Genomic DNA, 10109 nt, shown 5'->3' on the forward strand with positions numbered 1-10109 from the left:
GAGTGAAGCCCATCAAGCCAATTGCGCCGACGATCGCCAGGATGACGGAGGTCGCGAGGATGGGTGCAGGCCACCGCACGATGGCCGTCGCCAAACGGCGCCACCGGGTGTAGTTGAACTCGCGCTTCGGGTCGAACAGGCCGAAGCCGCTTGCGAAGGCGATCAGCGCCGGCGTCAGCGTGACCCCGGCCGCCACCACCACCAGCAGACCGACTGCGCACGGAAACGCCAGCGAACTGAAGTACGGCAGCCGGGTGAATTTCAGACAGGCCAGCGCCCCGACGATCGTCAAACCCGAGCCCAGTACCACCTTGGTGACACCGGCGAAGGTGTCGTAGTAGGCGGCTTCGCGATCCAGCCCCCGCTCGCGCCCCTCCTGGTAGCGGCCGACCATGAATATCGCGTAGTCGGTACCCGCCGCGATGGCCAGTGCCGTCAGCAGGTTGACGGCGAAGGTCGACAGCCCCATGATGCCGGTGTTGCCCAGCAGCGCCACCACGCCGCGACCGGTGGCCAGTCCAACGAACAGGATGACCATCGTCAGCAGCACCGTGCCGATGGATCGATAGACGAACGCCAGCATGATCGCGATGATGATGATGGTGATGATCGTCATCTTGGCCAGGCTCGCGTCGCCGACGACGATCGTGTCGGCGGTCAGGGCTCCCTGACCGGCGACGTAGGCCTTCACCCCCGCCGGCGGCTTCGAGTCCGCGACTATTTGGCGAACCGCGGCAACCGATTTGTCGCCGACGGCCCCGCCCTGGTCACCGCGCAGGTTGACCTGGACATAGGCGGCCTTGTGGTCGTAGCTCTCGACACCGGAGGACGTGAATCGCTGTCCCCAGAAGTTCAGCGCGTGCTCGACGTGTTCGTGATCCTGCTGGATCTTCTTGACGAGATCGTCGTAGTACCGGTGAGCGTCCTCGCCGAGGGGTTTGTCGCCGACCAGGGTCACCAGGACGAGGTTGTCGGAGTCGTACTCCTTGAATTTCTCCCCGATATGCTTCATCCCGGTCACCGACGGCGCGTCGGAAGGCGAGAGCGGCACCGAGACTTCCTCGGCAACCTTCTCCAACTGTGGGACGAAGACGTTGACGCCGACCGCGAGCAGCACCCAGATGATGACGATCGGCAACGCTAGGGCGCGGATGGAGCGGGCCACCCGCGGTTTGTGCTCAACGTCGGTGTGCGGCGCGACGGGGATTTCGTCCGTGTCGCTCGTATCGTCGGTCACGCGGACTTGTCCAAGCAGGACACCTGAGCGTTGCGGGTGCTGGCCTGTTGTTGATCGACCAACTTGCCGTCGACGGTGATGCGGCAGCCTATGAAGGGACTGTCACCTTGGGCGACGACGTAGGCGAAGATGCCGGGCATCTCGGCGACGATCGTTGTCGACCACGGCAATGTGGTGAAGCTGGCCTTCTGCGGTATCGACTCCGCATCCATCCAGTTGACGACGCCGGTCGTCCCGGGCGGCCCCAGGATTTCGTAGATGGCGGTCTTGGCCGCATACGGCGGGGTCGCATCCCGGGGATCGGGCTTGGACAGGCCAGGTCCTGGGAAAACGCCATTGAGTCGCATTACTGCGACGCCGCCGATGATCAGCGCCACGGCCACAACCAGCGGAACCCATGCCCGCTTGAGCAGCGTCAACACCATGCCCCCCGATTAGGAATGCTCGATGGGCTGACATTTAGGCATCTCATCGTCTGCGCCACGGCTAGCCGAACGCCATAGCTGCCGAGTTGATTCCCGCGGTGGGCTCCTTCGCCGTGATGGTGAAGGTTGCGGCGCCTTTCACTGATCGCTGTTCAGATCCCTACGGTTTCTCTGACGGCGAACCGCCCCAAGTTGAAAGTCGCTGCAGCGCGAACGATCTGGGTGACCCAGAATCCAGTCAGCATGGTCATCATGCGCTGGTGGTCTTGGGCTCCGGACGGTACGGGTGCGGCTGTCATCTGTCCTCCAACGTGTCGTGTCACGTTGAGGTACCTCCCTGCGGAGGGGATGGTTCAGTCGCGGCCGAGGGCCTGCTGGCCAGGGCGGGCTGTACACCGGGCCGGTCGCGGCACAACGCCGCGATGTCGCATGGGACAGGTTGGCACCCGGCGGGAGGATTGGTTATCAACAGCGCGGCGCACAACGCGCCCAGTGCGAATAGTGCGGCGCTCACCTCCAACACGTGGGCGAATCCGGCGGCGCTCGCCGCGCCGACGGTGATTAGGCCGATGGACCCGATCGACATCAGCGCGGCCAGCCGCGAGGCGGCGTTGTTGATCGCCGACGCCAGGCCGCTGTGTTCGGTCGGCACCGAGGCCAGCATCACCGACGTCAGCGGTGTGATAGTCGCAACCAGCCCGATCGCCAGCACGGTCATCCCGGGTACCAGGTCGGTGATCGCGTGGAATCCAGTGGGTTTCGGGCGGATCAGCAACAGCCCCGCCCCCGCCAGCGCGGGCCCGGCGATCAGAAACGCGCGTGGTCCCACCCGGGCCGCGATGCGGCCGACATGACGGGCCAGCACGAACGACAGCGCCGGAATCGGCAGGGTGGCCAGTCCGGCCGCGGTGGCTGAGTAGCCAGCGACTTCTTGGGTGTAGAGGGCGACGGCCAGCGAGCCCAGCGTCAACGCGCCGTAGACGAACGCGGTGACCAGGTTGGCGGCAGCGAAGTTACGAAAGGTGAACAGCGGCAACGGAAGCATCGGGCAGCTGCTGCGGTGCTGCCAGGTCACGAAGCCGGCGAGTGCGGCAATCCCGACCACCAATGGCGTGACGACGAGCGGGTCGGTCCAGCCATCGCGTTGCGATTCGATCAACGCATACACCGTCGCGGCCAGCCCTACCGCCGACAAGCCCACCCCCGCGGTATCGACACGGGCGCCTTCGACCCGCCCCGACATTGGACACAGCCAGAACGTCAGCGCGTATCCGACCGCCATGGGGATCGCTGACAATACGAAAATCCAACGCCAGCCTAGGAAGTCGACGGACATTCCGCCCAGCAGGGGGCCCAACGCGAAGGCGGTTCCCGTCCACCCGGTCCAGACGCCGATCGCCGCGGACTGGCGTGCTTTGTCGAAGACGGTGTTGATCAGCGCCAGCGAGCCCGGTACCAGGAAAGCCGCACCCACGCCCTGGATGAGGCGCGCGACGATCAGCATCGCCGGTGAGGCGGCAACCGCCGCCAGAACCGAGCCCGCCCCGAAAGTCAGCAGCCCGAATCGCATCACCGGAACGCGTCCGAACATATCCGAGATGGACCCGCCGGGCAGAATCGCGGCCGCCATCGCCAACAGGTAGCCGTCAATGATCCATTGCTGCGACGCCAGGCCGCCGCCGAGATCGTGCTCGATGGCCGGCAGAGCCAGATTGATCACCGTGGAGTCGAGGAACGCGACCATCGACACCATCACCGCGACCACCATCGCGCGACTGGTCGGTGCCGCGTCGCGCAACGTCACTGCGGGGGCCGTTCGGCGCGCGACGATGACTGGGCGCCAGACGTGGCGTGATAGACGTTGTCGGACGATGTCGGTGCCTGCACCGCGATCTCCACGCATTCCCGGATCAGGCCGATGGGAACAGGTTTCGTCAAATCGAGACGTTTGCGCACCGATCGGGTCGTGGTCAGCGGTTCGTCGGTGGACAAGTCGACTTTTGCGTAATCGCTCATGCCGGCAGAATGGCCGTGACTTCGACTTCCACGCGGATGTTGGGCCACACCAGCCCGTCGATGATGCTGAACATGGCGGCGGGTCGGTGCCGGATGATCTCTTTGCTCACCGCCAGGTAGGCGGACGCATTGTCACGACTGGTGACCCACTGGCGCATGTAGACGATATCGGTGAGCTTGGCGCCGGCCTTGCGGAGCGCGGTTTCGACATTGTCCCAGCACTGCCGGGCCTCGTCGGGAAAGTCCTCGGGCAGGGTGCCGTCTTCGCGCACCCCGGGTGTGCCGGAGACGAAAATTTGTGTGCCGCCACCGGATACGGCGACAGCGTCGGCGTAGTGTCCGATGTGGTCGGCCACTCCGGTGTGGATCGGGGTAATGGTACTCATCGAGACTCCTTGGTGGTGTGAGGTTTTTTTCGGCTAACTTCGTGAGATGTCTTGGTGATGACGACTCCGCGGGCCTCGTGGCCTGCGACGACATGTGCGAGAGCGGCGGCGGCCTGATCCAGGCCGCAGGCACGCGGGGTCGGCATGCTCAACCGGCGCGACGCGAGTAGCGCGGTCAGCCGGCCGAGTTGCGCCCCGTCGGAACGGACGTAAACCGCGGTCACGCCGATCCCGCGGGCGGATGCGGGTGGGTCGGGGGTGATGGTGGCCAGCCGGCCGCCGTCGGCCAGCGCGGCCATTGCCGCGGCAGCACCCCCCGGAGCCGCGTTGGCGACGGCGTCGATGGGGTCCGCCAACGCCCTTGCGTGTTGGGGCCACAGCGGATCGCGGTAGTCGATCACTTCGCGGGCGCCATGCGCGCGGACTCGGTCGGCACTGCGCGGGCCGGCGGTAGCGAGCACATCGACCCCGCGCAGGGCGGCCAGCTGGACGATGAGCCCGCCGGTGATTCCGCCCGCGCCGTGAACGAGCAACGTTTCTCCACCACGCAGGGCCAATGCCTCGCCGACCACTTGCTCGGCGGTCAACGCCGGCACCGGAAAGATCGCTGCGGTCTCCCACGGAATCTCGGGCGGTTTGTGGGCGAGCGATGCGACGGGTGCGATCACCACCGGCGCCCACGTGCCCTGGTCGCGCAGCGGCACAGGGTGGCACAACACCTCATCGCCTACAGTGAAGCCGCTCGCGTGGGCACCGGCGGCCTTGATGACCCCGGCCGCCTCGACACCGAGCGCCAGCGGCGGAGTCCTGCCGATGTCCCAACCGCCGTAACGAACGATGTTGTCCCAGTTGCCAACCCCAGCGCCGCGAATATCGATGAGGACCTCGTCGGCCGCCAACGGTCGCGGGCCGTCCAGTTCCAGCATCTCCACTTTGCCGCCGAGCGTGCGGACCCCCGCTACCAGCATGGTCACGGTGAGACGACCGGCCACTCGTGGGTCATCATGGTTCCTCTCAAGGCTCGAGGTGACGGGTTGTTAGATAACGCGATTCGCTAAGCGCTCTTCGGTGCTTTCTCCGCCTCGTCGTTCAGCAACGGGGCAAGTTCGGACTCTTGGGCGACGAGCAGATCCCAGACCTGGTTGACCGTCGGGTGTGGCGCGACAGCGTGGCGTAGGAGGCTGACTGGGACCTTCGCGACGATGGTCAGGGTGGCTGCTTGAACCAGTTCCGAGAACTCCGGGCCGACGAATGTCGCTCCGAGCAAAGTGTTGGTATCGGCATCGATGACCAACTTCGCCCATCCTTGGAAGCCCTCCCTGAAGAGGGCCAGGAATGACAGTGTGCCAGGGTAATGGGCCGTTCGCGTCCGTACCGCGAACCCTTCCGCGCGGGCTCGACTTTCCGTGCGCCCAACCCAGGCCACTTGAGGCTCAGTGAAGATGACCTGTGCAAGGCTGCCGGCATCATGGGCAGTCAACTCGTTTTCGGAAAGTTCTCGCCCCGCCGCCCGGGCCGCGATGATGTCGGCCACGAGGCGGCCATGGTAGGTGGAGATATGAGACAGCCGAGCCCGCCCGGTGGTGTCTCCCAGGGCGTAGAGCCAGTCGCCTGCGACACCGACCGCCTGGAGATGGTCGTTCACGGCAACGAACCCGCCGCTCGGCAGGCCAAGGGTTTCCAGTCCGATGTTGTCGGTATTCGTGCGCCGTCCGGCGGCCAGGACGAGCTCGTCTACCTCGATGGTCTGACGGTGAAAAGTCGCGGTGACGGGTCCGCCCGCCGCGGGGCGCGCTACCGCCGACAACTCTGTCTCAAAGTGGATCGTGACGCCTTTGCTTCGCAGCGACTGCGCGACCAGCTCGCGAGCTTCAGGTTCGCAGTTGGGAAGAAGGGTGCTCCCACGCACCAGAAGTGTTACGGCGGACCCCAATCCGGTCAGGATGGTGGCGAACTCGACACCGACGGGGCCGGCGCCCACCACCAGCGCGCGAGGTGGCACCTCTGTCATCGTCGTCACGTCCCGATTGGTCCACGGGCGTGCTTGCGCCAACCCGGGTATCTCCGGCACGTGAGGACGAGTGCCGGTCGCCAGCACGACCGCGTGGTGTGCGGTCAAGACCGCTTCGGTGGTATCTCCCAGGGCGTAGGCCACCCGCACTGTTCGTTCGCCGCTCAACCGGCCGAACCCGTGAAACACTGCTACGCCGGCTTCGCGCAGTGAGGCTGTTCGGTCTTGGTCCGAGAGATTCTCGATGATCGCGTCGCGTTTCGCGAAGACGGCCGCCACGTCCAATCCGTTTCCCGAAATAGCCTCGCGCACGCCAGGGACCGCCTTCGCGAGATTGAACACCTCGATCGGGCGAAGCAGCGTTTTGCTCGGGTTGCAACCCCAGTAATGACACTCCCCACCGACCAGGCGATCCTCAACGAGCGCCACTGAAAGGCCCACGGACGCAAGCTTTCGCACTGCGGCAACACCGCCCACACCGCCACCCACGACGATCACGTCGAAGTCTTCGCCGGCTTTCATCTACCCTCGTATCCGAAGCTCGGTACGCCCCACTGTGTTTGGGCGAGACTCACCCGTTACAACGCGCCAGCTCACGACGGTTGGAAGTTTCCGGACTGAATGGGGGCCAGTGGTGCGTGACGGCGATGTCGTGCCGAGTATCGGGTAGGCCGCGGCCGCACTCGCCGCGGAGAAGACGCTGTAGCTCAGCGGTGTTTCAATCCCGAGAGATACGGCCATCGCCGTTCCAAATAGTATGAGCACCAAGCAAGTCGCCGCCCCAACGAGTTTTGGCCACCAGCCCGCGATAAGCAGGACTCCCAGGGTCGCTTCGGTGGCGGTGGCAACCCACACGATGACGGTCAGTAACCATCCGGAAGCAAACGGGACAAGCTGGTGGGTGTAGTCGGCGAAGCGGCCCATGCTCCCCCAGCTCCCCTGTCCGAGCGGTTCCCACCAGCCGAATCGGTCGGCAACAGCGGACAGAAAGGCCGCCGCGAGCGAGAATCGCAATGCCATCCGGACAACTCGGATCGGATCAGGGGTGCGCATGGACTTCTCCCGAAAATCGGAATGCCGTCAAATTGTGAATGTCACACGGTGCGAACATATTCCGTCGACCGACGCGCTGCCTCATCTTCTCGCGTTGTCGTCCGTGGTGAGCGGGCCGTCTCCACTATCGAGCAGGAAGACCGCCAGCAATTCAGCGGGTTCAGTGGCGCTGGCATTTTCACTGATCGTGTGGTGCGCGCCGGGGGCTTCACTCCACGTCTCGCCGGGGTGATAGACCCGTGCCGGCTCACCTTCGACTTGACTGCGGATCGCTCCGGAGATCACGTAGGCCATGATGAACGCCGATTTCGCGTGGTGGTGAGCTCCGCTCTTGGCTCCGGGCGGATAGCTGACGGTCACTGCCTCGAGTGATTTGCCCGGGACATTGGTTGTTTGATTGAAAATTGGTCGCACCACCGGCTTTTGATCCGAGTGCTCTGGCGTCGGTTCGGCGCATGCCCCAGGCGCGAACATCACCGCAACAGTCAGTGCGGCGAGTGGTACTTTGAGGGCCATTTTGGCCGCCTTCCCATCGGATGTCTGGCGACTGGCTGACGTGATCGCACGATTTGGGATGACCCGTGGGGTGCCGAGTCTTCTTTTCAGTCCTCGGTGATCCGCAGGATCGTCTTGCCGGCGATGCGCTTTCCGGGGGCGAATGCCGCGCCGGCATCGGCGAGGGGCAGCACCGCACCCACCACCGGTGTGAGGCGTCCGTCTCGTACTCGGGCGGCGAGGTCAGCGAGCCGGTCACGATCGGCTTCGACGAGGAAGAAAACTGCCCGCCCATCGCTCGGCAGGGTCTTCGGCGGCTCGGCGATGGTGACCAGCGTTCCGCCAGCCCGCACAACAGCCGCCGAGCGGGCCAGGATGTCTCCGCCGATCACGTCGAACACCACGTCCACTTCGCCTGCGTCCTCCAGCTTTTCGGTCTCCAGGTCGAGGAAGGTGTGGACGCCGAGCTCCCCGGCCCGGTCCCGGTCCGCGGCCCGGCCGGTGCCAATGACACGCGCACCGACCTCGCGAGCGAGCTGCACCGCGATCGACCCAACACCACCCGTGGCGCCGTGAATAAGAACCGTTTGCCCCGCGGCGAGGCGGCCGTGATCGAACAGGCCCTGCCAGGCAGCCAATCCAGAGATCGGCAGCGCCGCGGCCACGGTATGGTCGATGTCCATCGGCAGCGGGGCGAGATTACGGGCTTCCACGGCCGTGTACTCCGCGAGCGACCCGTTGCGGGCCCAGTCGGTCAGTCCGAATACCCGCTGGCCGACGCTCAAAAGCGTTGTGCCGTACCCCAACTCAACCACGACACCCGAGAGCTCGTGGCCGGGCACACTCGGTGTCCGGTCACGACCCGCGCGGTCGATCCAAGTGTGTGGCCAGTCAAGCTCCCCGCGTGTGAAACCCGCGGCGTGCACCCGCACGATGACCTCGTTGTCGGCCGCCTGGGGGTAGGGAAGGTCGGTCAACGACAGGCCGGCTACACCGGCATTACGATCTGAAACAGTGATGGCTTGCATTACAGATCCTTCCTGATGCGGGTTGTTGTCGCGGGGTCGGCCGCGAGCTTCGGCTGGACGCTGACGAGCTCGAGGCCCAGATCACGGACCCGGTCGAGGAGTCCGTAAAGCTGTGACTGGTCACGGATTTCACCAGTGAATGCGGTGTCGGTCGCACCGGCCTCGAGGCGCATTCCTTCTAATGCGGACCCGAGCCGCTCGGTCACGCGGCCTCGAATGCAGATCTGGTACATCGTTGGCTGCATTTTCCCTCCGCTCGCCAGCTGCCGATCAGCATTCACCGACGCGGGGTGAGTCGTCATCACCCGGCGAGCCAATTCACCCGGGTGAGTAGGGGCCTTTGCCGCCGCCGTCGCGGAGTCAACGCCCGTTTTCGCTATCCGGTGGGTGCTGCGTGACGGTGATGGTGATCCTGGGCCGGCCCCGAGGGGCACTACCGCCGATGCCGCGTACCGCCATGCCCGCCAGCAGCATTTCGTTGAGCAGATCTTGTGGGATCGCTGCCAAAACCGTCGGGGCAGCACTGGACAGAGTGTTGGGCCCCGCTACCGAGACGCTCCTGAGCGGCGGGGCGGCTGCGGCCCAGCTCGGCGGCACCGACAGCGCGCCAATCGAGTAGGCCCGGCCTAAACCCGCCGACCATGGAGGCGGCGCACCGCTGCCTGCCCCCAGGTCTGCCGAACCCAATGACACTGGTACGCCTGGTCCTGAGCCTTCCGGAGCCGGCCCCAAACGCCGCAGTATGGCATCCATCTTGCTGGCACCGTCTGCGTCGTAGTGCACCGCATATCCCAACCCCGTATACGACCCGGCGGTGCCCGTCGACGTGATGGCTGTCGCCGCCGACGAGACGGCCAGGTTCACCGGGCTCAGCAAGCTCAGCAATTGCAAGAACGATGGGAGTGCGGCGGCAGCGCCCGGTGCGGGCAGCGTGAGCCCCTGAAGTGCACCGGGTACTGCGGAGAGCAGCCGCGAGCCCGTCGACATGATGCTCTGGGTGCCGCCGGCTGACGTGGCGCTGGCGTGGGCGACTGCGGCAACCTGGCCGGCGACGCCGGCCGGATTTGTGGTGGGCGGGGGCGAGGTGAACGGCGGTAACGCCGAAGCGGCAGCGGACGCGGCGGCATACGCATACATTGCCGCGGCATCCTGCGCCCACATTTCACCGTACTCGGCTTCGGTGGCCGCGATCGCCGGGATGTTTTGGCCCAGAAAGTTTGTCGCGATCAACGCCATCAGCTGCGCGCGGTTGGCCGCGACCATCGGTGGGGGCACCGTCATCGCGAACGCGGCGTCGTAGGCGGCTGCGGCGGCCCCGGCCTGGGTGGCGGTCTGCTCGCAGAGGTCAGCTGTCATCGTCAGCCACGCCACGTAGGGCGCGGCGGCGGCCGTCATCGCAACCGACGCGGCGCCCAGCCATGCTGCGCCGGCCAGGCCCGAAATCACCGACCCGTAGGA

Annotated in this window: 11 protein-coding genes and 1 pseudogene; all 12 read right to left on the bottom strand. The window is 65.7% G+C overall.

What is annotated here, in order from left to right; genetic code table 11:
• On the bottom strand, window positions 1-1237 hold a 1237-nt coding region (locus Q0W90_RS20125; protein ID WP_297776185.1), incomplete at its 3' end, for an MMPL family transporter.
• Complete coding sequence (locus Q0W90_RS20130) at window positions 1234-1656, bottom strand: MmpS family transport accessory protein (RefSeq protein ID WP_297599289.1); 423 nt, start codon at window positions 1654-1656, stop codon at window positions 1234-1236. The genes Q0W90_RS20125 and Q0W90_RS20130, both read right to left, overlap by 4 nt.
• A gap of 325 nt (window positions 1657-1981) precedes the next feature.
• Window positions 1982-3466 carry an MFS transporter gene (locus Q0W90_RS20135; RefSeq protein WP_297776187.1) on the bottom strand — a complete coding sequence of 495 codons (1485 nt, stop codon included), beginning with the start codon at window positions 3464-3466 and terminating at the stop codon, window positions 1982-1984.
• 59 nt (window positions 3467-3525) lie between these two features.
• Window positions 3526-3678 (bottom strand): annotated as a pseudogene (locus Q0W90_RS20140) (nitroreductase); the annotation flags it as partial.
• The gene (locus Q0W90_RS20145) at window positions 3675-4064 is read right to left on the bottom strand and encodes a Rid family hydrolase (RefSeq protein ID WP_297776189.1); all 390 of its coding nucleotides are present in this window, start codon (window positions 4062-4064) and stop codon (window positions 3675-3677) included. The gene Q0W90_RS20145 and the pseudogene Q0W90_RS20140, both read right to left, overlap by 4 nt.
• Window positions 4061-5056, bottom strand: coding sequence for an NADP-dependent oxidoreductase (locus Q0W90_RS20150; protein WP_297698861.1), 996 nt, complete (start codon window positions 5054-5056; stop codon window positions 4061-4063). Before Q0W90_RS20150 ends, Q0W90_RS20145 begins: the two co-directional genes overlap by 4 nt.
• A gap of 62 nt (window positions 5057-5118) precedes the next feature.
• A complete protein-coding gene (locus Q0W90_RS20155) occupies window positions 5119-6597 on the bottom strand; it encodes an NAD(P)/FAD-dependent oxidoreductase (RefSeq protein WP_297776190.1) in 1479 nt (492 codons plus the stop codon).
• Entirely contained in the window at window positions 6598-7128 is a 531-nt protein-coding gene (locus Q0W90_RS20160) for a hypothetical protein (RefSeq protein WP_297776192.1), read from the bottom strand. It abuts the gene before it with no gap.
• 81 nt (window positions 7129-7209) lie between these two features.
• Complete coding sequence (locus tag Q0W90_RS20165) at window positions 7210-7644, bottom strand: cupin domain-containing protein (protein ID WP_297599264.1); 435 nt, start codon at window positions 7642-7644, stop codon at window positions 7210-7212.
• A gap of 86 nt (window positions 7645-7730) precedes the next feature.
• A complete protein-coding gene (locus Q0W90_RS20170) occupies window positions 7731-8651 on the bottom strand; it encodes an NADP-dependent oxidoreductase (protein WP_297776194.1) in 921 nt (306 codons plus the stop codon).
• Window positions 8651-8953 carry a hypothetical protein gene (locus tag Q0W90_RS20175; RefSeq protein WP_297599287.1) on the bottom strand — a complete coding sequence of 101 codons (303 nt, stop codon included), beginning with the start codon at window positions 8951-8953 and terminating at the stop codon, window positions 8651-8653. The genes Q0W90_RS20170 and Q0W90_RS20175 overlap by 1 nt, the downstream gene beginning before the upstream one ends.
• A gap of 58 nt (window positions 8954-9011) precedes the next feature.
• Window positions 9012-10109, bottom strand: a 1098-nt coding sequence (locus Q0W90_RS20180) for a PPE family protein (RefSeq protein ID WP_297776196.1), incomplete at its 5' end; no start/stop codon positions are given.

This window comes from Mycobacterium sp. (assembly GCF_025933915.1).
Taxonomy (GTDB): Bacteria; Actinomycetota; Actinomycetes; order Mycobacteriales; family Mycobacteriaceae; genus Mycobacterium.

What these genes read in the sequence shown, in the direction of transcription:
- Q0W90_RS20145 (WP_297776189.1), bottom strand. Translation starts at nt 4,064, where the DNA reads ATGAGTACCATTACCCCGATCCACACCGGAGTGGCCGACCACATCGGA.
- Q0W90_RS20155 (WP_297776190.1), bottom strand. Translation starts at nt 6,597, where the DNA reads ATGAAAGCCGGCGAAGACTTCGACGTGATCGTCGTGGGTGGCGGTGTG.
- Q0W90_RS20160 (WP_297776192.1), bottom strand. Translation starts at nt 7,128, where the DNA reads ATGCGCACCCCTGATCCGATCCGAGTTGTCCGGATGGCATTGCGATTC.
- Q0W90_RS20165 (WP_297599264.1), bottom strand. Translation starts at nt 7,644, where the DNA reads ATGGCCCTCAAAGTACCACTCGCCGCACTGACTGTTGCGGTGATGTTC.
- Q0W90_RS20170 (WP_297776194.1), bottom strand. Translation starts at nt 8,651, where the DNA reads ATGCAAGCCATCACTGTTTCAGATCGTAATGCCGGTGTAGCCGGCCTG.
- Q0W90_RS20175 (WP_297599287.1), bottom strand. Translation starts at nt 8,953, where the DNA reads ATGACGACTCACCCCGCGTCGGTGAATGCTGATCGGCAGCTGGCGAGC.